This is a genomic window from Bradyrhizobium aeschynomenes, from assembly GCF_013178945.1.
GTDB classification, from domain to species: domain Bacteria; phylum Pseudomonadota; class Alphaproteobacteria; order Rhizobiales; family Xanthobacteraceae; genus Bradyrhizobium; species Bradyrhizobium aeschynomenes.
In genome coordinates, this window is sequence record NZ_JABFDM010000002.1 from 1 (window position 1) to 22,380 (window position 22,380).

General features: G+C 63.4%; 17 protein-coding genes. 4 read left to right on the forward strand and 13 right to left on the reverse strand.

Going from position 1 to position 22,380, the window contains the following annotated elements:
- A partial coding sequence (locus tag HL666_RS04705) for an IS3 family transposase (RefSeq protein WP_246741466.1) occupies positions 1 to 684 on the forward strand: 684 nt, incomplete at its 5' end.
- A gap of 168 nt (positions 685 to 852) precedes the next feature.
- On the opposite strand, the gene HL666_RS04710 is transcribed toward HL666_RS04705, so the two are convergent.
- The 5 genes from HL666_RS04710 to HL666_RS04730 form a co-directional block, all read right to left on the reverse strand.
- A complete protein-coding gene (locus tag HL666_RS04710; RefSeq protein WP_246741467.1) occupies positions 853 to 1,326 on the reverse strand; it encodes a hypothetical protein in 474 nt (157 codons plus the stop codon).
- 340 nt (positions 1,327 to 1,666) lie between these two features.
- Entirely contained in the window at positions 1,667 to 1,849 is a 183-nt protein-coding gene (locus HL666_RS04715) for a helix-turn-helix domain-containing protein (RefSeq protein ID WP_172180929.1), read from the reverse strand.
- Between the two features lie 251 nt (positions 1,850 to 2,100).
- The gene (locus HL666_RS04720; protein WP_172180213.1) at positions 2,101 to 2,589 is read right to left on the reverse strand and encodes an SEL1-like repeat protein; all 489 of its coding nucleotides are present in this window, start codon (positions 2,587 to 2,589) and stop codon (positions 2,101 to 2,103) included.
- 3 nt (positions 2,590 to 2,592) lie between these two features.
- Positions 2,593 to 6,165, reverse strand: a complete 3,573-nt coding sequence (locus HL666_RS04725) for an RHS repeat-associated core domain-containing protein (RefSeq protein WP_246741468.1) — start codon at positions 6,163 to 6,165, stop codon at positions 2,593 to 2,595.
- Positions 6,166 to 6,297: 132 nt separating this feature from the next.
- Positions 6,298 to 9,150: an FG-GAP-like repeat-containing protein gene (locus tag HL666_RS04730; protein WP_246741469.1), complete on the reverse strand. Its 2,853-nt coding sequence runs from the start codon at positions 9,148 to 9,150 to the stop codon at positions 6,298 to 6,300.
- A gap of 806 nt (positions 9,151 to 9,956) precedes the next feature.
- On the opposite strand from HL666_RS04730, the gene HL666_RS04735 reads away from it, so the two are divergent.
- Positions 9,957 to 11,573, forward strand: coding sequence for an IS1182 family transposase (locus tag HL666_RS04735; RefSeq protein WP_210261754.1), 1,617 nt, complete (start codon positions 9,957 to 9,959; stop codon positions 11,571 to 11,573).
- 562 nt (positions 11,574 to 12,135) lie between these two features.
- Complete coding sequence (locus HL666_RS04740; RefSeq protein ID WP_172180933.1) at positions 12,136 to 12,486, forward strand: EutQ-related cupin domain-containing protein; 351 nt, start codon at positions 12,136 to 12,138, stop codon at positions 12,484 to 12,486.
- 407 nt (positions 12,487 to 12,893) lie between these two features.
- Here HL666_RS04740 and HL666_RS04745 read toward each other — a convergent pair whose 3' ends face one another.
- The 8 genes from HL666_RS04745 to HL666_RS04780 all read right to left on the reverse strand — a co-directional run bounded on the left by HL666_RS04745 (position 12,894) and on the right by HL666_RS04780 (position 20,755).
- A complete protein-coding gene (locus tag HL666_RS04745; protein ID WP_172180215.1) occupies positions 12,894 to 13,292 on the reverse strand; it encodes a type II toxin-antitoxin system VapC family toxin in 399 nt (132 codons plus the stop codon).
- Complete coding sequence (locus HL666_RS04750) at positions 13,289 to 13,555, reverse strand: AbrB/MazE/SpoVT family DNA-binding domain-containing protein (RefSeq protein ID WP_172180216.1); 267 nt, start codon at positions 13,553 to 13,555, stop codon at positions 13,289 to 13,291. The genes HL666_RS04745 and HL666_RS04750 overlap by 4 nt, the downstream gene beginning before the upstream one ends.
- Before the next feature lie 161 nt (positions 13,556 to 13,716).
- Positions 13,717 to 15,321, reverse strand: a complete 1,605-nt coding sequence (gene guaA / locus HL666_RS04755) for a glutamine-hydrolyzing GMP synthase (protein ID WP_172180218.1) — start codon at positions 15,319 to 15,321, stop codon at positions 13,717 to 13,719.
- A gap of 478 nt (positions 15,322 to 15,799) precedes the next feature.
- A complete protein-coding gene (locus tag HL666_RS04760) occupies positions 15,800 to 17,098 on the reverse strand; it encodes an RsmB/NOP family class I SAM-dependent RNA methyltransferase (RefSeq protein WP_172108238.1) in 1,299 nt (432 codons plus the stop codon).
- 13 nt (positions 17,099 to 17,111) lie between these two features.
- Positions 17,112 to 17,444 (reverse strand): MAPEG family protein, encoded by a 333-nt coding sequence (locus HL666_RS04765; RefSeq protein WP_172108236.1) that lies wholly within the window; start codon positions 17,442 to 17,444, stop codon positions 17,112 to 17,114.
- 150 nt (positions 17,445 to 17,594) lie between these two features.
- Complete coding sequence (curA, locus tag HL666_RS04770) at positions 17,595 to 18,617, reverse strand: NADPH-dependent curcumin/dihydrocurcumin reductase (protein ID WP_172180219.1); 1,023 nt, start codon at positions 18,615 to 18,617, stop codon at positions 17,595 to 17,597.
- A 150-nt stretch (positions 18,618 to 18,767) separates the two neighbouring features.
- Positions 18,768 to 20,255 (reverse strand): IMP dehydrogenase, encoded by a 1,488-nt coding sequence (guaB, locus tag HL666_RS04775; protein ID WP_172180221.1) that lies wholly within the window; start codon positions 20,253 to 20,255, stop codon positions 18,768 to 18,770.
- A gap of 251 nt (positions 20,256 to 20,506) precedes the next feature.
- Positions 20,507 to 20,755, reverse strand: a complete 249-nt coding sequence (locus HL666_RS04780) for a hypothetical protein (RefSeq protein WP_172180935.1) — start codon at positions 20,753 to 20,755, stop codon at positions 20,507 to 20,509.
- A gap of 135 nt (positions 20,756 to 20,890) precedes the next feature.
- On the opposite strand from HL666_RS04780, the gene HL666_RS04785 reads away from it, so the two are divergent.
- Positions 20,891 to 22,378: a DHA2 family efflux MFS transporter permease subunit gene (locus tag HL666_RS04785; RefSeq protein ID WP_172180223.1), complete on the forward strand. Its 1,488-nt coding sequence runs from the start codon at positions 20,891 to 20,893 to the stop codon at positions 22,376 to 22,378.
- Positions 22,379 to 22,380: the final 2 nt, after the last annotated feature.

The following is a 22,380-nucleotide window of genomic DNA, read 5'->3' on the forward strand; positions in this document are numbered from 1 at the left end:
CAGAGGAGGCCGCAAGCGGGCCCTCGGCACGCGAGCGCCGATGACGCTGCCACTGCTCGCGAACGATGGCGCCACGGGCAGAACAAGACGCGTCGGGTCTATCGCGAGTTGGGCCTGCAATTACGCAGCAAGACGCCGAAGCGTCGAGTCAGGGCCAAGCTGCGGGATGATCGCAGGCCGGCGACGCGATCGAACGAGACCTGGGCGATGGACTTCGTCCACGATCAGTTGGCAACCGGACGTAAGCTTCGGGTGCTCACAATCGTCGACATCTTCTCCCGGTTCTCGCCGGCGCTGGTGCCGCGGTTCAGCTTCCGCGGTAGCGATGTCGTGGGGATACTGGAAAGAGTCTGCAATGAAGTGGGATTCCCGGCGACGATCCGTGTCGATCAAGGCACCGAGTTCGTATCGCGAGATCTCGACGTCTGGGCCTATCAACGCTGCGTCACGCTCGACTTCTCACGGCCCGGCAAGCCCACCGACAACGCGTTCATCGAGGCGTTCAACGGACGCTTCCGGGAGGAATGTCTCAATGCCCATTGGTTCCTGACGCTTGCGGATGCCGAGGAAAAGGTGGAGACTTGGCGCAGGTACTACAACGAAGAACGGCCGCACGGCGCGATCGGCAACAAGCCGCCGATTCTGCTGCAGAACCACGCTGGCGCAACCAGCCCGCCACCGTGATCAAGGGGCGCAAAACTCTAGTTCTGAGTGGTCCAAAGTCCGGCCTCACTGCAAGGGGCGCAAAACTCTACTTCTGAGTGGTCCAAAGTTCGGCCTCACTGCAAGGGGCGCAAAACTCTAGTTCTGAGTGGTCCAAAGTTCGGCCTCACTGCACAGCAGCGCAAGACTCTAGCCAAAAATGGTCCAGTTTTCCGGCCTCAGATCAACCACAGCCGCATTGTTGGCCCGCAGCGCCGCCTGGAACAGATCGATGACCGCCGCCCGCGCCACCGGCCGCGGCGTCTGGATCGTGACCCGCCCCTCGATCGCCGGATCGACCGTGTATTTGACCCCGAGAATATCCCCGAGCACAGTCTTCGCCGCCTGCGGCACCGGAACCCCGGCGAGATTGATGGTGACGCCGTCAGCGACATCCTCCGCCCCGCGCGGCACGGCCCCGGTCGGCGGCTCCCCAACAAAGCGCCCGGTGCCTTCCATCACGGTGGCAGGGCCGCCCTTGTTGTCATCGAGCAGCGGCGAGCCCGAGATTCTGCCGGCCCGAGCATTCCCCGAAGGCGCCCGCATCGCCGCCTGCGCCTGCGCCGCCGATCCCGCCTCCGCAGCACTCGTGCTCCAGGCGAACGACGACGTGCCCTCCTCCATCGTCTGGCACGCCGATAGCGCCAGCATCATCGCAAGCATCATCCACCTGCGCCTGCAAGCCTCGCTACGCACGGCTGTTCACCCCACCCCGAAGCAGTCAGGGCTGCTCAACAACTAACAGGTAGAGTCTAGAGGGTTTTGGGAGCGAGAGATATTGCTGGCAGGACACGCAAGTGAGTCATACACATGCTTTGATACACGAATTTGCGTCATATGCCACAATCTGCAATTAAAGATTGCGCCACGTCAAAAGGAGATTTCGCTCAGCCCTCACCTGCTCATCGACCACCACGAACGCCCGCAGCCGCCACCTCATCAACTAATTAAGCGCACTATCACCTTAACTCCCTACACGCTCCAGCTTGCGCGGGCCGGGCTTGCGACTGCGCTTGCGGTTCAAGCCCTCCGCCCCGTCCGCCTTCCAGGCCTTGATCCACTCGTGTAGAACCTTTTGAGCAATGCCGAGTTCCCTGGCGACCGGCAGAACGCCTTCGCCCCGCTCAACTCGCTTGATCGCCGAGATCTACAAGGAGCGGCTACACTGGGCGCTCGGATATCGATCTCCCCTTGAGTTCGAACCTGCATTCACGCAGAACAACACACGATGAACTTCACCCTCTATCAATGAAGCTATCGCGCCTCAATTGAGGGTGCAGCGCAACACTGACACCGCAATCCGAGTCGCTGGTATCTGTGCGCTATTCGGGAGCAAAACCAATGGAACAACGAGACGATCACGATCCGCTCTACGTAGCTTTTCCAGGTGACGCGCTATCAGAGTTCTTCGTCTCGAAGAATCTGCTTCGCCTCTTCGTCATTGAGCGCAGCAGCTTTCCTCACCCAATAGATAGCTCGTTCCGGATCCTTTGAGGCACCATTTAGGCCATGAGCGTAATTTACGATCATTTCCCGAATGGCCGCCAGATGACCCGCTTCCGCAACTCGCTCCTTCAACTCGAAGGCTCGAAAGTAGCGCTCCTTGGCGGTCCCAGCCCCAAGTCCGCGCCCAAGAGCCCCCGAAAGATAGAGAAGCGAATCGAAGTCCGTGGGACCGATTGCCCGTTCGGCCTTTTCCATCCAGTGCAGACTGGAAGAATTGTCCCCCTTGTTTTGCAGATACTCCGCCATCTCGATCATGGCCAAAATAGAGCCTTTTGCAATGAACTGCTCCAAATAGGCAACAGCCCTTTCCTCTTCACCTTGCCAGAGAAGCTCCCGAGCTTCTCCTACATCAAAGCCAACTGCGTCCGAGAGGATCAGCACGGGTTACTCCGTCGATTGGCCTAGACCACCGCGAATACCGCGGGTTACGCTCCGCACATTAATTCGACCATTTAGTCTCTGCTGGGCAACATAGTCCATTACCTGCCGATTAAAATCAAGCGCCTTCAATCGCTCGACGACTTCGTGGGCCTGCTCGACGTTCATTTGATTTGCTGAAGTAATGTTTTTCTCAGCGAAATAGCGCTGCACAGTCTCTCGGCCACTACTGTTGTTGTACTCATCATGCGCGTTTCCTGTTCGATAGCGATTTGGGTGTTCTCCTTCCCAAACTACATCTCCTCCAATGGTCGTTGACGAAAAAACAGCGAGAGCATCCGTACTTATAAGGTCCCTGAATTCGTGAGCCCACTGCTTTGCGAAAATATGATGCCCCTTAGCCAAAGCGTAGAGTCTCCGCAGCTCTGGCTTTTCGAGGAGATGGTTGAATAGATATCCGAAAGCACTGGTGATGGCTCCATTCTCAAACTTACCGCCACCTGCAACGGACGCGAGACCACCCGCCGTAGCTGCCACAATCGTGCCGCCAATGCGCTGGTCGATATCGGTCTGAGCATCCGGGAACAATTTACTGTTTAGGGGCGCCAAAGCTGATCCGACCGCTGCTGATAGAGCACCGGATTTGCACTCGCCGCCTGATGCGGCCGACGAGGCACAGCCAACCAGTGCATGACCGGCAACATTCTCGGCGTATTTCAGGGTACCAAAGTCAGGATTGTGAGTAGTGAGCTCCCCTACCCCGTAAAAGGCTGCGGCCGTTACGCCTGCTATGAGCCCGGCCTTTAGGACCTGACCTATATTGCCGCCAGATAATCCCGTCGCGATCATTGCGCCACCAGCGGCGGATGTAACGGCGAGGCCGAACGAGCCGGCTGCCAGCCCTAGCCCCAGCCCGGGAAGCACAGCGTTGAGCATGATCGTCGCGCCGATCTGCAAGATGGCCCTGGCAATGGCATTGGTCTGGAAGAAGTGCGTCACCGCCTTCCAGGCACCGCTCACGGCCTTGCCAATCGCATTCCAGAAGCAGCCGAGGAAGCAGTGCCCGGAGGGATCGGTGAACGTCAGCGGGTCGTTGCCGACATAGGAATAGCGGTTCCAGCCCTGGGTGCTGAACGGGCTCTCCGTGACCGTGTCAGCACTCGTGAACCGCGCCAGCAGCGGATCGTAGATCCGGCCGTTCATGTGGATCAGGCCGGCGACCGACAGCTCCTCGTGGTCGGTGAAGCCCCGCGTGGTCTGGCTGGTGATGCTGCCCGTGGTGTCATCCGTGCCGTCGACGTTGCGGCGCTTGCCCCAGGCGTCGTAGCTCAGGCGTTCGACCAGGAGGCCGTTCTGGTCCGAGATCGCCGAGATCGAGCCGAGATGATCGGTGTGGAAGTAGCGCGTGGTGACGGTCGTGCTGCCGCCAGAGGTCTGCGCCACGCGCATGCCGACGCGGGCGTTGCCGACCATCAGATAGTCGGTCCATTTCTGCGTCACGGTGCCGGGGTTCTGCACCTCGGCCGCGACGCCGAAGGCGCCGATGTAGAGCGTGGTGCCTTCCGGGGTCACCTGCTTGACGCGCTGGTGGTCGGTGTCGTCGACGAAGGAGATCGTGCGCGACCCTTGCGTGATGCTCGCCGGCTTGTTGTAGGAGGTGTAGACGATGCTGCGGCCGAGGCCAGAGGTCTGGTTGCCGTTGGCATCGTAGATGAAGCTGGCGATGATCGTGCCGGCGATGCCGGTGACGGCATGCGGCCGCGGCTGGCCGGCCGCCGGATAGGTGTAGCTGCCGACATCCGACTTGGTCAGAATGTTGCCGATCGGGCTGTAGGAGAACGTCTTGACCAGCGGCGTGGTGTCGACGTTGGTCGTCGAGGACGTCAGCCGGCTCAGCGCGTCATAGGCGAAGGTCTCGCTGAGGTTGGTGTTGGCGTCGCTGCGCGAGGTCAGATTGCCGAGCCGGTCATAGCCGAAGCTCTGGTTCTGCACGGCGCCGCTGGTGCCGGTGGCGATGCTGGTCAGCCGGCCCGTGAGCGGGTCGAAGCCCCTGGTGGTGGTGAGGCCGTTGCCCGCGGTCTGCTGGGTGAGGTGCCCGTCCGCGTCCATCGCATAGGCTGTCCAGAACGACTGGCTCGTCGCGTCGTCCTGCAGCTGGTTGGCGAAGCCGAGGCTGTTGTAGCCGAAGCGCGCGGTAAAGCCGGAGGGATAGCTGACCTTGGTGAGCCGGCTATTGGCGTCATAGGTCGCGCCTATCGTGTAGGTCGCGCCATCGATCGTGGTCGCGACCTGCAGCGGACGGCCCAAACTGTCATAGCTGACGCTGCGGGCAAAGCCGTTGCCGGAACCTAAGGTGATGCCGGTCGACGCCAGCTTGCCGATGCCGTTGGCGGCGGTGTCGTAGGTCCACACCGAGGTCATGTCCGGCTCGACCCGCTGCACCATGCGGCCGAGGATGTCGTAGCTCAGGCTGACCACCTGGCCCTTGGCGTCGGTCTGGGTGACCAGCTGCCCCAGCGTGTTGTAGGTGTAGGTCCAGACGCCGAGATCCGGATCGGAGCTCGCAACCTTGCGGCCGCGCAGATCGTAGCTCGCGGTGACGACGTTGCCGACCGGGTCGGTGGTCTGCACCATGTTGCCAACGGCGTCATAGGCCGCCGTCAACGTCTGGTTCAGCGCGTCGGTCACCGACACGACCTGGCTCTGGCTGTTCTTGACGGTCGTCCGGGTCTGGCCGAGCGGGTTGGTCTCGACCGTGGTCAGGCCGTGATAGGCCATCTGCGATACGCTGCCGTCCGGCTGCGTCGTCGAGACCACGCGGCCGAGCGTGTCGTAGGAGAACGTGGTGTAGCGCGGCGTGCCGCCGGTCGCAAAATACGGCCGGCTGGTCTGGGTGACCCGGCCCATCGCGTCGTAGCTCTTGGTCGCCTGGACGACGCTGCCGTCGAAGCCTTGCGTCTGCCGGCCGATCTCGCGCTCCAGCGCGTCGAAATACACGGTCGCCGTCGGTACGATCACCGTGCTGCCGTCAACGGCATAGGATGTCTCCTGGGTCAGATAGCTCGCCCCGGAGAGACACGTCGCAGTCCCGCCATTGACGCCGCTGCAGAACTGATAGCTCCAGCGGGTGATCGTGCCGTCCGGCCGCGTCTCCTGGATCTTGCGGCCGAACGAATCGTAGCTCCAGGTCGTCGTAAGCCCGTTCGGTCCGGTATGGCTGATCGGCTGGCCGAAGCGCGGATCATACTGGAAGCTCTCGCTCTGCCCGAGCGCATTGCTGTTGGAGGTCGCGAACTGCCCACGCGCATCATAGGCACTCGTGCTCGAGCGGCCGGCGATGTCGGCGCCGCTGACCGTCACCAACTGCTTGTGGCCGAACGCGTCGTAGACATAGTCTGTCTGCAGCCGCAGCGCCGGCGTGTCCGGCTCAACGACTTCCTGGGTCAGCAGACCCGAGGCGGCTTCATAGGCGAAGGACGAGGTGCGCGTGATGCTGCTCGCCGCCCACGCCGGCGCCGCAAGCGTCAGCGCGATGACTGCCGCCACCTGCGGCAATAGTGTTCTGATCGAGATCGTCATGGCGCCAAGCCCCCAAGTCGCCGATTGAAGCTGCTGAAATCTGGCCGGTCACCCCTGACCGGCCCTACGCAGGACACAGATTCCCCCGCGGCGTGGACGAGCCCACGCCACAAACCTTCCGCTGACGTGCTGCTAGGGCGTGACGCTGGTGACGGACGCTCGGGTGAGCCGGCCGAGATACCAGAGCGACGGATCGTTGCTGTAGGTGTTGACCGTCGTCTTGCTGTAACCGTCCGGCGTCGACACGGTGACCCGCGTCGCATTGCCATAGGCGTCATACTGGTTCGCCGTGGTCACCGTCGGCAGCGCCGAGCCGTCGAGATCCGTCCCGCTCGCCAAGTTCTGCGCCAGTGAGACGCGGTAAGGCGCACTCGACGGGCTGATGGCCGTCGTTCCCGCCGCGTTGCTGAACTGGTAGGTGTTGGTCGATTGCCCCAGCGTCTGCGTGCCCAATGTCCGCGTCGTCGATGCCACCATGCCGACATAGGGGAAGTCCTGCCGAAAATTCGTCGTGTCCGCGATCCCGGTCTGCAGATCCTTCACCGTCATCTGGCGGAAGCCGAGCATGCCGCGACCGGACAGATCCGCCTTGGCGCCGGCATAGACATAGGTCGAGCTATAGCTCCCACCGACGCCGTTCGACGTATCGACACGCGAGACGACATACAGCGGAACCTGCAGCTCAAGTGCGGGGTAGGTCGCAGTCGAGTCCTTGCTGTAGACTACACTATTCGTCATCGACGAATAGGTCACCGAGGTCTGCATGCCGAGACCACTCGTTATCCCGGTGATGACATCTCCGGGGCCGCCATTTGCGAACACGGTGTAGATGTGCGTCGACTCCATGAAAGCGAAGTCGCTACGACCGTCACCATTGTAGTCGCCTGAAAACATGAAATAATTCGTCGTCGGCGGCGCACCGAAATTCCAGCTGTTCGGCATGGCCAACGTATTGTAGTTGAACGTGCCGTCGCCCTTGCTGATGAACTCGTAGATGTATGGCCCATTGCCGCCGATTAGCGCGAAATCCGCATTGCCATCACCATTGAAGTCGCCGCCAACCGGCACGAAACCAGCTGCCGTCGGCGAACCAAAGTTCCAGATGCCGACGGGAATGGTGATGAAGTTGAACTGCCCATCTCCCTTGCTCTGAAACTCATAGAGATAGGCCCCCTGCGACATGACCAAATCGGTCTTGCCGTCGCCATTGAAATCACCCGTGATCGGCATGAAGCCGGCCGTGGGCGGGTTACCGAAGGCCCAACCATTGGAAATGGAAACGGTGTTGTAGGTGAACGAGCCGTCACCGTTGCTCAGGAACTCATAAAGATAAGTGCTGCCCATCATTATGAAGTCCGACTTTCCGTCGCCGTTGAAGTCGCCGGAGATGGGCGTAAAGTTGTCCGAGGGATGAGTTCCGAAGTTCCAGATACCGATATTAATCGTGTTCCCTGTGAAAGTGCCGTCCCCCTTGCTCATGAATTCGTAGAGATATTGTCCGCTCATCAGCAGAAAGTCGGTCCTGCCGTCACCGTCGAAATCTCCGATGACCGGCGTGTAGACCGCCTGCGGCGGGCTCCCAAAGTTCCAACCATTCGGACAAGCCACGGCGCTGCCGTTGAACGTGCCATCTCCCCTTCCGATGAAGACGTAGAGATACGCTCCACCTATCAGTACCATGTCGGACTTGCCGTCACCATTGAAGTCGCCGGAGATCAACATGTAGTTGGCAGCCGGGTTTGTGCCAAAATCCCAATTATTCGGCGTCCCCGAATTTGCGATCGTGTAAGTCCCGTCTCCGTTGCTGAGAAAGCCGAAGAGATGCGAACTGTAGAACATCATGATGTCGCTTTTGCCGTCTCCGTTGAAGTCGGCAAAAATCTGCTGGAGTCCGGGATTTCCGCTGGCCGCCCCCGGTCCTTGCGTGCCACCGCCCACCGATGCCGGCGTTCCGAAGCTCTCTCCGTTGGTGATGTACATCACCTGGCCGGAAAAGGACGCACCTCCCCCGCTTGCCCATTGAAAGCTGATCGCCGGGAGACAGGCTCCATCGGCCGCGCACACCTTGACCGAATTAATCTCGGAGACATTGCTCGTCGGGCTCTGTTGATAGGAAATCTGGTAATCTGCGACCAGGCCCGAACCGGCGTAGGTCTTCACGTTCGTGAGGCGCACCGTCGTCTGAGCCAGCGATCCCGCGTGATAACCCTTAATGGGATCCGGACGGGTCGCGTAAACGAACTGAACCGAGTTGTAGGGCGCGAGCGCGACCGAAGCATTTCCCGTATAATCGATGCGCGACGGATACACTTGGCCGTTGGTCGCGTCGTTGACATAGGAGACCGTCAGGTAGTTACCCTTACTGTCCGCCAGTTTATTCAGTCCCCAGCTCCTGGCCGTTGTCTTACCCTGCGCCAGGACCAGAGAATCGGTCGTGCGGCCAAACTCCAGCGCTTGGCCGGACTTTGTCCGGACTTCGAACCACGATGGTCCGGTGCCCGCAGACCCATGCGAAACGATTTTGGAATAGGACTCCACCTCGGTACGGTACTCGGCGCCATCGGCGCCATAGGTCCCACTCACCACGATCAGCCGCTGGCCATCGAGACAGAACCTGTCTCCAGAATCGAAGTTGACTCCGCCCAGCACACCATCCTGGGCCAGCGTCCGAGCACAACGTCCGATCGAAGGCACCCCTCCCAGCGACCATCCGGCCCCGAGCAGACCGTTTGCACCCTGGCTGCTGTAGTCCAGCGACAACGATGGGCTCAGCCCAGCCGTTGCAGGTGGAACGGCAATCGGAACGGAGTAGGTCGCCGCACCACTCTGGCTGACGGAGAAGCCGCCGGGCAACGACATTCCGCCAGCTAAACCTAAGATTGAATATGAGATCAAAAAAATGGCGCCAATGGCGAAGCGCGCAGCGCTCGCAGTTAACTTCCGCGCGCGATCGCCCTGATCGCGCCGTGTGGAATCACCGAACATCTCTGCCCCCGCAGCCTGCGTCCCATTCGAAGTACAGCAGATGTCATTCGCAGTCCGCAATCAACGTGATTCAAGCGCCCCTTCACAGCACGCTTGTGATTTCTTGCGACGTCTGCAACCAGGAAAATCGGCGTAGGTCTACGCTCCACATTTGCGAGCACAGATTCGCCGTTTTCGACGACCGGCCGTACAACGCTAGGCATTGCGGGGAACCCATCCACTTCTCATCGCGAGCAGCAGGCGCGCGAATCAGCTCTGTAATCAGCGTGGCCTCACGCGCGGTGTCTCCTCATCGACAAGAGCCTGGCGCGCGCGGGACCGTTTTTCACAGTCGTCACAATCGGATCGGCGGACATGCGACTTTTCTAAAAGGAATCCAATTTACACTTTTCCGAATTCATGCTTATCTCCATCCCATCCTGGGCCTCCGAGAGGGGTGCTTCGCGATCGTCACGAGACGTTGGGTCTGGGGATGCGGTGGCTGCAGGCTTGCTGCAGCGAGCCTGAACGGCTCGCCGACGAACAGCCGTTTGCGGACGTGAAGACGCGTGGTCCTGGCACCCCGAAGCTGGCGCCAAGCCTCGAGGGGGATGATGATCTCCTCAGGCAACGGTGGCTCTCTGTCTTGCCCCCGTCGCCAGCGGATCATCATCCCCACCAGCTTGGCATCAGCACCGCGATGCCAGGACCACACCATTTCGCCGACGGGCGCGTTGCTCCGCAGCCGGGTGTCACAGCCCGTGCCGACGAACGGAGCGAGGCGACGGCTGGGCAAGAACTCAGTGTTCACGGTAAGATTTGGGGGCATGACGAATCGGCCGTTCAAGAGCGGCGAGAGCCGCGATCAAGAGAGCCTGCTTCCGCCTCGGATTGAGGATTATGTCGGGCCGGACAATCCGGTTCGTGCGATTGACGGCTACGTCAACGCTCTCGATCTGGCCAAGCTTGGCTTCCGCCACGCCAAGCGGAGGGGATCGGGTGTCGGGCAGCCACCGCACCATCCGGCGGACCTGCTGAAGCTTTATCTCTATGGTTATCTGAACCAGATCAGATCGTCGCGCCGGCTCGAGCGTGAAGCCGGTCGCAATCTGGAGCTGATCTGGCTGTTGAGGAACCTGAAGCCCGGCTATCGGACGATTGCGAACTTCCGCAAGGAGAACTGGGCTGCCTTGAAGGCGGCGAACCGTAGCTTCGTCCTGTTGCTGCAGGAGATCGGGTTGATCGGCGGAACCATGGTCGCGGTCGACGGCGCGCTGTTCCACGGCAATGCCAGCAAAGACAGCATCTTCACGCGCGGGAAGCTCGCCAAACAGATCGCCAAGCTCGATGAGGAGATCGAGGCGTACGGCAAGTCTCTCGACACCAACGACGCGGCGGAAGCCAAGCGGCCCGGCGACGGCAAGGATGGCAACAAGGATGGCGGCGATGTCGGGGACAAGATCAAGGAGCTGATGGCCAGGCGTGAACGCGCACAGTCCGATCTGGAGAACCTGGACAAGGGCGACAAGGGACAGGTGTCGAAGACCGATTCCGATGCGCGGCTGCTGAGCAAGGGCGACCAGACGATCGCAGGCTACAATGTCCAGAGCGTCGTGGACGACAAGCATAAGCTGATCATCGCCAGCGAGGTCGTCAATCGCAGCGATACAGGACACCTTCATATGATGGCGAAGGCGGCCAAGGAGGACCTCCAGGTCGAGGCGCTGCAGATACTGGCAGATGTCGGCTATTACAACAGCGAGGATATCAAGGCTTGCGAGGATGACGGCGTCACCGCCTATGTCCCGCTGCATCACGGCAATGGCAAGAAGCACGGTCGCTTCACGCGAGGTGACTTCACCTACAATTCCGCGACCGACACCTACCAGTGTCCCGCAGACCAAGCGCTGCATGCAACAAAGAAGCTCTGGAAGAATACGAGCGGCAGGATGGAACGCCGCTACCTTGCCTCCGTGGCGACTTGCGGCATCTGCCCCCTCAAGGCGTCTTGTCTCTCTGCGAAGGAAAAAAGCCGCCGCGTCTCTCGATGGGAGCACGAAGAGGTGCTGGATCGTCACCGCCAGAGGATGGCGAGCGAACAGGCCGGCCAATTGATGCGCCGCCGCTCGGCCATCGTCGAGCACCCGTTCGGCACGCTCAAGTGCCGCGCCGGCTATCAGCACTTCCTTGTCCGCGGCTTCGACAAGGTTCGCGGGGAATGGAGCCTCATGGCGCTCTGCTACAATCTCACCCGCGCCCTCAACATTCTCGGCTTCGACGACTTCCTCGCCCGCATCGCCGAATGGGCTCTTGCAGCTCTACATGCCACTTTCGGCGAAGCGAGGGGCGCATGGGAGGCGGTTTCGCTTGCCCTGATCCGATTCTGGACCATGATGCAGTCATGGCTCGAAATTGCACCGCGCCGAGCCCTCTCACCCCCCTAATTCGGATTCTTGCCCAGCCTCGACGTGGCAAGGGATGAGTGCGCGACAAACTGGCACGACGGGCAGTTGGCGAATGCGGGGCATGCGAGGATTGCTCGTCGGGCAGATGGTCGTTCGCACAACGACCGAATGACGGTGAGTCACTTTCCTCTCTCGCCATGGTCGTGGCCGTGCTCGTCACGGCCATCCACGTCGGCGTCATTGCGAAGGACGTGGATGCCCAGGTCCTCATCGCGCGCCCGCGCCAAATGCAGCCTGCGACGGGCGGCCTCGATCGCGAAACTGATGAGTTTAATGCACTGTCAGCGTAATCCCCGGCTGTGACACGCTGTGGTCGGAGGACATGCAGCATGGCGTAGCGCTGGAGGGGAGACTACGGATCGCCAATCCGTTCGTGGCGTGCGGTATATGACAATAAAGTGCACTGTCATGTAATCGTGCGACAAACTGGCGCGACGCGCATTTTGCGCTTTGCGCCAGCCGTCGTGCCTCGAACCAAACATTCGCTTCAGCGTTGATTGCCACCGCTTCAAACCATCCGCCGGATAATGCAGGTGATGCCATGACGGTTCGCAAATTTGCCACGACCGACGCAACGTTCGAACGCTCACCTGGACAGGATGGCGACGTGTTCGCGGGCAATGTGGTCGACCAGCGACATGGTGCGCCGATCACGATCGGCTACGGGCGCTACGGACCCAATCAACGCCTTGTCGAGACGCTCGCCGTCGACGATGTCATGATCGTGCTTGAGGGCCGGCTGTCGGTCTCGACCGGCGGCGGTACCGAAACCGCCGGTTCCGGCGAGATCATCCATATGCCGAAAGGCGAGCAGGTCACGATCCGATCGCATGAGGAGGGAGCGCTGACCGCTTACGTGACTTATCCGCATTGGCAGGAGGCACAGTCCTGATTGGTCGCCAGGCGCTACCCTCGCCCTGCTTCCGATGCAGGCTCGGTTTATAGTCCAAGATCATAGGAGGGGTTTGAGTTCGCAGTTAAGTGCACTATCACCGTGATCCCGACCTCGTCGGTCGAAGAAGAGGCGCAGGGAAGACCGGGTACCGACTGATACCCGCGGTCCGCGCGCGACAAAAAGCATGCGGCAGCATAACAGGTTCAGCCCAATATCCGGCCTTCCCTGCGCGACGGTTTAACGGATTATAGGCGCTCTCCCCGGGGGATCGGCTGTCTTGCCCCCGTCGCCAACGGATCATCACCGCTGCAAAGGGCTGGCCGACCGAAGTACAGTGTGCGTTACGAATTACACGTTGACGCTGCATAAAACTCATCTCTGTGACCGCCAGCACAACAGCGAATCTAGACCAGCAACTGTGCGACCTCACCCTGCTTCGCCAACAATGCGACCGCTTTCTTGTCGAATGACACGAAGGTTTCGCCGCCCAGCCATTTGCCTTCATGCGCAATGATGGCGTCAGCGAAGTCGCCTCCCGCCTCGAGAAGCGTCAGCCCCGCTTCCACTGCGGGCCGGTTCATGGCGACGTTGCCTGCATCGAGCAGCGCCCGGATGCTGCGCGCCACGTCCTCTTTCGGCAGTCTGGCGCCCTGCCGCAGGATCCAGACCAGTTCACACAAGGTCGGGAGCGACACCGCGATCAGCGTCGCGCTCCTGAGCAGGTCCCGCGCCGTCTGGCATTGTGCCGCGTCGTCCTGCAGGATCGCGCGCGCCAGCACATTGGTATCGGCGGTGATCTTCACTGATCGTCCAGCTTGCCGGCCCAACCTGCCGCCGCGATCTCGTTCATGTCCTCGATCGTCAGTGGCTTTTTCAATTTCACTTTGCCGTCCAAGGCATGCAAAAAGCCGTCAATCGTCCCCATCGGCCGCGCGGCGCGCAGCCGCAACTCGCCGCCCGGCAGCTTTTCAAACACGATCCGTTCCCCCGGCTGGATCCCGAGGTGCTCCAGCAGGTCCCGTTTGAGCGTGACCTGCCCTTTCACAGTGACTGCTAGCGACGCCATCGCGGCCTCCATGTCTCGCCCCATCGTAATGTATATTTTCATTACCTTCAAGGACATCGCCGCGCGTCGCCTCGGACCGCAAGACCGAGATGACTGGGACAAGCCCGGCCATGACGATGTGGAGACAGCGATCTCAACCACAATTTAGTTAGTTGGCGACCTCACTCCCACTCAATCGTCCCCGGCGGCTTGCTCGTCACGTCGTACACCACCCGGTTCACGCCCTTCACCTCGTTGATGATGCGCGTGGCAACCGCGCCCAAGAACTTCATATCAAACGGATAGAAATCCGCCGTCATGCCGTCCGTCGACGTGACCGCGCGCAGGCCGACGACGTAATCGTAGGTGCGGCCGTCGCCCATGACGCCGACTGTCTTGACGGGGAGCAGTACGGCAAAAGCCTGCCAGATGGTGTCGTAGAGGCCTGCCTTGCGGATCTCGTCGATGTAGATGGCGTCGGCTTTGCGCAGGATGTCGAGCTTGTCTGTCGTGATCTCGCCGGGGCAGCGGATGGCGAGGCCAGGGCCCGGGAACGGGTGGCGGCCGACGAAGACGTCGGGCAGGCCGAGCTCGCGGCCGAGCACGCGGACCTCGTCCTTGAACAATTCGCGCAGCGGCTCGACCAGCTTCATGTTCATGCGGGCCGGGAGGCCGCCGACATTGTGGTGCGACTTGATCGTCACCGAGGGGCCGCCGGTGAAGGAGACGCTCTCGATCACGTCGGGATAGAGCGTGCCTTGCGCCAGGAAATCGGCGCCGCCGATCTTCTTGGCCTCGGCCTCGAACACGTCGATGAAGAGTTTTCCGATGGTCTTGCGCTTCTGTTCGGGGTCGGTGACCCCTGCGAGCTCGCCGAGGAAGAGTTGTGAGGCGTCCACATGCACCAGCGGGATGTTGTAGTGGTGCCGGAACAGATCGACGACGGTCTCGGCCTCGTTCAGGCGCAGCAGGCCGTGATCGACGAACACGCAGGTGAGCTGGTCGCCGATCGCCTCGTGGATCAGCACCGCGGCGACCGCGGAATCGACGCCGCCGGAGAGGCCGCAGATCACCTTGCCCTTGCCGACTTGCGCGCGGATCTTCTTGATCTCCTCGGCGCGGAAGGCGTGCATCGTCCAGTCGCCGCCGAGGCCGGCGATGTTGCGGACGAAGTTGCGGATCAGCCTGGCGCCGTCGGGCGTGTGCACCACCTCGGGGTGGAACATCAGGCCGTAGTACTTGCGCGCCTCATCCTGGATCACGGCGAAGGGCGCGTTCGGCGAGACGCCGGCGACCGAGAAGCCCGGCGGCATCTGCGTGATGCGGTCGCCATGGCTCATCCACACCTGGTGCTGCTCGCCCGGCTGCCAGACGCCGTCGAACAGCAGGCTCGAGGTCTTCACCTCGACGTCGGCGCGGCCGAACTCGCGGTGGTGGCCGCCCTCGACGGTGCCGCCGAGCTGGGCGGCCATCGTCATCTGGCCGTAGCAGATGCCCATCACCGGCACGCCTGAATCGAAGATCAGCTGCGGGGCGCGCGGCGAGCCTTCCTCGTGGACGGATTCGGGGCCGCCGGACAGGATCACGGCCTTCGGGTTCATCTGCCGGAAGGCGGCCTCCGCCTTCTGGAACGGCACGATCTCGCAATACACGCCGTCCTCGCGCACCCGGCGCGCGATCAGCTGCGTGACCTGGCTGCCGAAATCGACGATCAGGATCTTGTCGTGGAGCGCGGCCACGGAGGTGTCGGTGGCGGCGCTGGCGGGGGTGTTGGGCTGGGCTGTCATGGCAAGGAATTACGCCGCGGCGGGGAGTCTCGCAACCCTTTGGGAGCTGCCATGCGCCCTCCTCCACGTCATTCCGGGGCGCGCGGAGCGCGAACCCGGAATCCGGAGATGAGGGGGCAAGACAAGCTCGGGATTCCGGGTTCGATGCTTCGCATCGCCCCGGAATGACAGTGTGCCTGTGACAACGCCGTCATACGCCGCGAAAGCGGGTTATACAGGACGCCGTGGCGTCTCGGTCGGCCACGACCGGCGGTGGAATACTGGGTCCCCCGCTTTCGCGGAGGACGACAGCGGAGGGTGGCGCGGCCGCCTGCCCGTCATGGCGAGTGGCCGTAGGGTGGCGCGACCGCCTCCCCCGTCATTGCGAGCGAAGCGAAGCAATCCAGGGTGGCGAGCGGGACTCTGGATTGCTTCGCTTCGCTCGCAATGACGACGGAAAGAGCTTTGACGCGGAGAGACCTTCGATGGCGGAGAGAGCTTATGCCTTCTTCATGACCGAGACGAAGAAGCCGTCCGTGCCGGTGCGGCGGGGGGTCATCAGCCAGCCCTCCTCCGACTTCAGTGCGGCCTCGGCGAAGGCCTCGGCCTTGTCCCAGAGGACGGTGGCGGTCTGGTCGGGGGGCTGGATGGTGAAGGCCGGGTGGCGGGCGACGAAGGCGCGGACCTGGTCGCCGTTTTCGGGCTGCAGCACCGAACAGGTGATGTAGGCGATGCGGCCGCCGGGCTTGACCAGGGCGGCTGCGCGATCAAGCACTTCGGCCTGGTCCTTGAGGCGGATCTCGAGCGCGCCGGGGCGCATGCGCCATTTGGCGTCGGGGTTGCGGCGCCAAGTGCCGGTGCCCGTGCAGGGGGCATCGATGACGACGAGGTCGGCCGAGGCCTTGATGTCGGCGAGCGGGTCGGCGTCGCCTTTCGGGCTGCGGACATCGGCATTGTGGACGCCGGCGCGCGAGAGCCGCTCGTGGATGGGGGCGAGCTGGCGCTTGTCGTGGTCGGTGGCGATCAGGCGGCCCTTGCCGCCCATCATCGCGGCCAGCGCCAGGGTCTTGCCGCCGGCGCCGGCGCAGAGGTCGATGACCTGCTCGCCGGGCTTGGCGGCGGTGAAGAGTGCTGCGAGCTGCGAGCCCTCGTCCTGGACCTCGATGGCGCCCTTGATGAAATCCTCCTCGGCATGGACACCGGGATTGCGGGCGTCGGCGCCGAGCGTGATGCGCAAGCCCAGAGGCGACCACGGGGTCGGCACGGCGCCGAGATGCTTCAGCGAGGCCTGCACCTTCTCGCGCTTGGCCTTCAGCGTGTTGACGCGCAGGTCGAGCGGCGCGCGGCTGGCCATCGCCATGGCCTCCGCGACGCGGTCGTCGCCGAACACGGCCGTGAGATACGGGTCGAGCCAGTCGGGATAGTCGCCGGCGACCGGCGGCGGCGCGCCTTCGGTGGTGCGCGAGGCCAGCGCCTTCTCCTCGGTGGCCGTGAGCGGCGGCGGCGCGAAGCGGCTGCCGTCGCACATCGCGGCGATGGTCGGCACGTCCAGCCCGCGCTCGAGCTTGAGCATGCCGAGCACCCGCGCCCGCGCCGTGTCGTCCTGCATCACCCAGGCGCTGGAGGCACGGCGGCGCAGTACGTCCCAGACCAGGCCGGCGATGGCGGCGCGGTCGCCGGAGCCGGCGAAGCGGTGGCTGGTGCCCCAGTCCTTCAGCGCCTTCGCCGCCGGCGCCCGCTGGGCTTCGATGGACTCGATGATGTCGATGGCGGCGGACAGCCGGGCGGCGGGGGTCATCAGGACTTCCGTTCTAGATCAGGAGAAGCATCTTCAGCGCGAAATACAGCCACATCGCCAGCAGCACCAGCGCCGAGGCGGTCCAGGCAAGCCCGCGCTTGTCTGCCCCGCGGATAAAGCCGGCATTGACGAAGCGGGTGACGACGAACACCCAGGACAACAGCACGATCACCAGATCGGCATGGCGCAGCGGCAGCGCGATCGCGATCAGGGCGTAGAACAAGGTCGGCAGGCCGAATTCGTCGGCGGCATCCGTGGCTTGGCCGCGTCTCTTGTTCCAGAACAGCAGCGCGAAAGTGAGCGCGACCTCGACGAAGACGGGCAGCAGCACCATGGGCAGCGACATCGAAAATCCCCCTTGAATGGCGAGGGCCCGGCATGGCGCCGGGCCCTCTGATGAATCGGTTCCATCAGGACTCCCGATAAGGGGCTGTGGTTCCCGTGATTTTACGGCCGCGCTGAACTTTCACATCAAGTGTGGCGTCAGGCCTTGGGCTTAGGCTTTGTCCTGCCCGACCCGCACCAGCTGCTTGCCGAAGTTGGCTCCCTTGAGCAGGCCCATGAAGGCCGTGGGCGCGTTCTCTAGGCCCTCGGTGACGTGCTCCTTGTACTTGACCTTGCCGTCGCGGACCCAGGCCGACATGTCCTTGAGGAAGTCGCCATGGCGGGAGGCGAAGTCGGAGACGATGAAGCCGCGGATGGTGAGCCGCTTGGTCAGCACGTTGCGCATCAGCGCGCCGGCCCATTTCGGCGAGGCGGACTGGGTATCGTTGTAATGCGCGATCAGGCCGCAGACCGGCATGCGGGCGAAGGCGTTGAACAGCGGGAACACCGCCTCGAACACCGGGCCGCCGACATTCTCGAAATAGACGTCGATGCCCTTCGGGCAGGCCTCTTTCAGCTTGGCGGCGAGATCGGGGTCGCGATGGTCGAGGCAGTCGTCGAAGCCGAATTCTTTTTTCACATAGTCGCATTTGTCCTTGCCGCCGGCGATGCCGATGGCGCGGGCGCCCTTGATCTTCGCGATCTGCCCGACCGCCGAGCCGACCGCGCCGGAGGCGGCGGCAACCACCACGGTCTCGCCCGGCTTGGGCTGGCCGATGTCGAGCAGGCCGGTATAGGCGGTCATGCCGGGCATGCCGAGCACGCCGACGGCGGTCGAGATGGGCGCGAGGCTCGGGTCGACCTTGGCGAGACCCTTGCCGTCGGAGATCGCGTGCGTCTGCCAGCCGGCGCGCGCCAGCACGATGTCGCCGGCCTTGAAGCCGGGATTGTTGGAGGCCACCACCTCGCACACGGTCCCCGCCTCCATGACGCCGCCGACCGGCACCGGCTGCGCGTACGACGGCCCGTCGCTCATGCGCCCGCGCATGTAGGGATCGAGCGACAGCCAGATCGTGCGCAGCAGCACCTCGCCGGCGCCGGGCGTCGGGATAGCGTGCTCCTCGAGGCGGAAATCGCTGGGCTTGGGCTCGCCGACGGGACGCGCGGCGAGCACGATGCGCTTGGCTTGGGACATGGTGTTTCCTCTGTTGTTGGTTGGGACAGCTTATACGTGCCCCAGGGCACCGTCATTGCGAGGAGCGAAGCGACGAAGCAATCCAGGGCTGCGTGCGCCGCCCCTGGATTGCTTCGCTTCGCTCGCAATGACGGAGAGAGCGGGGAAAGCTTACGCCCCGCCCGGATAGTTCGGGCTTTCGCGCGTGATCGTCACGTCGTGGACGTGGCTTTCCCGCAGGCCGGCGCCGGTGATGCGGACGAATTCGGCCTTGCCGTGGAACTCGCCGAGATCCTTGGCGCCGACATAGCCCATGGCGGCGCGGAGACCGCCGGCGAGCTGGTGCATGACGTTGCCGACCGGGCCCTTGTACGGCACCTGGCCCTCGATGCCCTCGGGCACGAGCTTCAAGGTGTCCTTGATGTCCTGCTGGAAGTAGCGGTCGGCCGAGCCGCGCGCCATCGCGCCGACCGAGCCCATGCCGCGATAGGCCTTGTAGGAGCGGCCCTGCCACAGGAACACTTCGCCGGGCGTCTCGTCGGTGCCGGCGAGCAGCGAGCCGACCATCGCAACATCGGCGCCGGCGGCGAGCGCCTTGGCGAGATCGCCGGAGAACTTGATGCCGCCGTCGGCGATCACGGGCACGTCGGCCTTCTTGGCCGCCTCCACCGCATCCATGATCGCGGTGAGCTGCGGCACGCCGACGCCGGCGACGATACGGGTGGTGCAGATCGAGCCCGGGCCGATGCCGACCTTGACGGCGTCAGCGCCGGCATCGATCAGCGCCTGAGCGCCGTCCCGGGTGGCGATGTTGCCGGCGATCACCTGCACCGCATTGGAGATGCGCTTGATGCGGTTGACCGCCTCCAGCACGCGCGATGAATGGCCGTGCGCGGTGTCGACCACGACGAGGTCGACGCCGGCCTCGATCAGCTTCTCGGTGCGCTCGAAGCCACCCTCGCCCACGGTCGTCGCTGCGGCGACGCGCAAGCGCCCCTGCGCGTCCTTGCAGGCGAGCGGATGCGCGACCGCCTTCTCCATGTCCTTGACGGTGATCAAGCCGACGCAGCGGTACTGATCGTCGACGACGAGCAGCTTCTCGATGCGGTGCTTGTGCAGGATCTTCTTGGCCTCGTCCTGGCCGACGCCCTCGCGCACGGTGACGAGGTTCTCGTGCGTCATCAGCTCGGAGATCTTCTGGCGCGGATCGGTGGCGAAGCGCACGTCGCGGTTGGTGAGGATGCCGACCAGCTTGCCGGGGATGCCCTTGGCTCCGCCGGTCACCACGGGAATGCCGGAGAAGCCGTAATCCTTCATCAGCGCCAGCGCGTCGGCGAGCGTCGCGTCCGGGGAAATGGTCAGCGGGTTCACCACCATGCCGGATTCGAACTTCTTGACCTGGCGGACCTGGGCGGCCTGGCCCTCGGGATCGAAATTGCGGTGGATGACCCCGACACCGCCGGCCTGCGCCATCGCGATCGCCATGCGCGCCTCGGTGACGGTATCCATGGCGGACGCCATGATCGGAATGTTCAACGGGATCTCACGCGTCACGCGCGAGCGGATGTCGACCTCGGAGGGAAGCACATCGGAGAGGCCCGGCTTCAAGAGCACGTCGTCGAAGGTGAAGGCTTCGCGAAGTGTCTGCACGGTCGCCATCGTCAACTCCTTGTCTGCGACCATAACGGCCGCGATGGGATTTAAGGATGAGCGGCGCCGCCGTCGAGACCATGCCTCGCCGTCGAATCGGAGCCCATCGGTGGGGTTGACGCGGGTCGATAGCATGGGCCTGTGACGAATCAAAGGGCCGATCCGCCATCCTCCCGCGATTGCGAATGACCGCCCGGATCGGCCCCTGAGGCGCAACAAAAGGTCGTCTAAGCCCCAATTCCGGGGCAGAAGTTCCGCCGTCAGCGCCAGGCGCCCGGCGGGGGGCCGTAACGGCGGATGGCGTCGACCACCTCGCGGTGGCGCCGGTCCTTCCGCCGCATGTGCACGGCGATCAAGGCGTGCGCCGAGGGCACCAGCAGCAGCACGTGGAAGAACAGGCCGAGCACCAGGCAGACCACTGAGAGCAGCAGGTTGAAGATCGCCGCGAACGGCTGCCCGTTGAGCAGCAGACCCAGCGGCGGCACCAAAGCGGCGAGCAGGTAGATCATCGGCGCATCTCCCATCAGCGACGCGACAGCGTCGCGCTGCATTTGGGGGGCCATGCCGCCCACGCAATGGCCCCCTTCGTCGCAGGGTGTTAAAGCCGCCGCGCCGGCCCGCCTCTGTCCTCTCCCCAGGATTCGATGAACAAGCAACGAATCATTCCGCTGATCGTCGCCACCGCCCTGTTCATGGAAAACATGGACTCCACGGTCATCGCGACCTCGCTGCCGGCGATCGCCAAGGATATCGGCACCAGCCCGCTGACCTTGAAGCTCGCGATCACGTCCTACCTGCTATCGCTCGCGGTGTTCATCCCGGCGAGCGGCTGGACCGCCGACCGGTTCGGCGCGCGGCGCGTGTTCTCGAGCGCCGTCGCGGTGTTCATGATCGGCTCGATCGGCTGCGCGCTGGCCAACTCGGTCGAGAACTTCGTGTTCGCGCGCATCCTGCAGGGCATGGGCGGGGCGATGATGACGCCCGTCGGACGCCTCGTGCTGCTGCGCTCCGTCGACAAGAGCGCGCTGGTCGGCGCGATGGCCTGGGTGACCATCCCCGCGCTGATCGGTCCCGTGATCGGGCCGCCGGTCGGCGGCTTCATCACCACCTATTTCTCCTGGCACTGGATCTTCCTGATTAACATCCCGATCGGCATCGTCGGCATCATCATGGCGCTGCGCTTCATCGATCCGATCAAGAGCGACAATCCCGAGCCGTTCGATCTCTATGGCATGGTGCTCGCCGGCATCGGCCTCGCCGGCCTCGCCTTCGGCCTCTCCGTGGCCGGCCTCAACCTGCTGCCCTGGTCGGTGGTCGGCAGCCTCGTCGCGATCGGCGCCATCTCGATGACGCTCTATGTCCGCCACTCCTGGCGGACCAATTCGCCGGTGCTCGATTTCTCCCTGCTGCGGCTGCCCACGTTGCGGGCCTCGATCGTCGGCGGCTTCATGTTCCGGCTCGGCATCGGCGCCCTGCCCTTCCTGCTGCCGCTCTTGATGCAGCTCGGCTTCGGCCTGTCGCCGTTCCAATCCGGCCTCGTCACCTTCGGCTCCTCGGCCGGCGCGATGGGCATGAAGGCGCTGGCGGCGCGGCTGATCAAGACCTTCGGCTTCCGCCATCTGATGACGGTCAACGCGGTCGTCAGCTCGGTCTTCCTCGCCGCCTGCGCGCTGTTCACGCCGGCGACGCCGCTGCTGCTGATCGTGATCATCCTGTTCGTCGGCGGCTTCTTCCGCTCGCTGCAGTTCACCGCGATCAACACCGTGGCCTATGCCGAGGTCGAGACCGCGCAGATGAGCCGCGCCACCACGCTCACCAGCGTCAACCAGCAGCTGGCGATCTCGGCCGGCGTCGCGGTCGGCGCGTTCTCGGTGGAGACCACGATGTGGGCGCATGGCGCGAGCCAGCTCACCGCCACCTCGTTCGCGCCGGCCTTCATCGTCGTCGCCATCACCTCGGCGCTGTCGTCGATCTTCTTCTGGCAGATGCCGGATGACGCCGGCAGCGAGATCTCGGGCCGCAAGGTCGCCGCGATCGCCAGCCGCAAGGGCGCCGAGAAAGGCGCCGAGAAGGCGGCAACGAAGTCGGCCAGCGAGACCACCCACGACGCGCGGGATCAGAAGCTGGGCTGATC

Coding starts and splice junctions, on each gene's coding strand:
- HL666_RS04710 (WP_246741467.1), bottom strand. CDS start 1,326: ATGGAGGAGGGCACGTCGTCGTTCGCCTGGAGCACGAGTGCTGCGGAG.
- HL666_RS04725 (WP_246741468.1), bottom strand. CDS start 6,165: ATGACGATCTCGATCAGAACACTATTGCCGCAGGTGGCGGCAGTCATC.
- HL666_RS04730 (WP_246741469.1), bottom strand. CDS start 9,150: ATGTTCGGTGATTCCACACGGCGCGATCAGGGCGATCGCGCGCGGAAG.
- HL666_RS04735 (WP_210261754.1), top strand. CDS start 9,957: ATGACGAATCGGCCGTTCAAGAGCGGCGAGAGCCGCGATCAAGAGAGC.
- HL666_RS04740 (WP_172180933.1), top strand. CDS start 12,136: ATGACGGTTCGCAAATTTGCCACGACCGACGCAACGTTCGAACGCTCA.
- HL666_RS04750 (WP_172180216.1), bottom strand. CDS start 13,555: ATGGCGTCGCTAGCAGTCACTGTGAAAGGGCAGGTCACGCTCAAACGG.
- guaA (WP_172180218.1), bottom strand. CDS start 15,321: ATGACAGCCCAGCCCAACACCCCCGCCAGCGCCGCCACCGACACCTCC.
- HL666_RS04760 (WP_172108238.1), bottom strand. CDS start 17,098: ATGACCCCCGCCGCCCGGCTGTCCGCCGCCATCGACATCATCGAGTCC.
- HL666_RS04765 (WP_172108236.1), bottom strand. CDS start 17,444: ATGTCGCTGCCCATGGTGCTGCTGCCCGTCTTCGTCGAGGTCGCGCTC.
- curA (WP_172180219.1), bottom strand. CDS start 18,617: ATGTCCCAAGCCAAGCGCATCGTGCTCGCCGCGCGTCCCGTCGGCGAG.
- guaB (WP_172180221.1), bottom strand. CDS start 20,255: ATGGCGACCGTGCAGACACTTCGCGAAGCCTTCACCTTCGACGACGTG.
- HL666_RS04780 (WP_172180935.1), bottom strand. CDS start 20,755: ATGATCTACCTGCTCGCCGCTTTGGTGCCGCCGCTGGGTCTGCTGCTC.
- HL666_RS04785 (WP_172180223.1), top strand. CDS start 20,891: ATGAACAAGCAACGAATCATTCCGCTGATCGTCGCCACCGCCCTGTTC.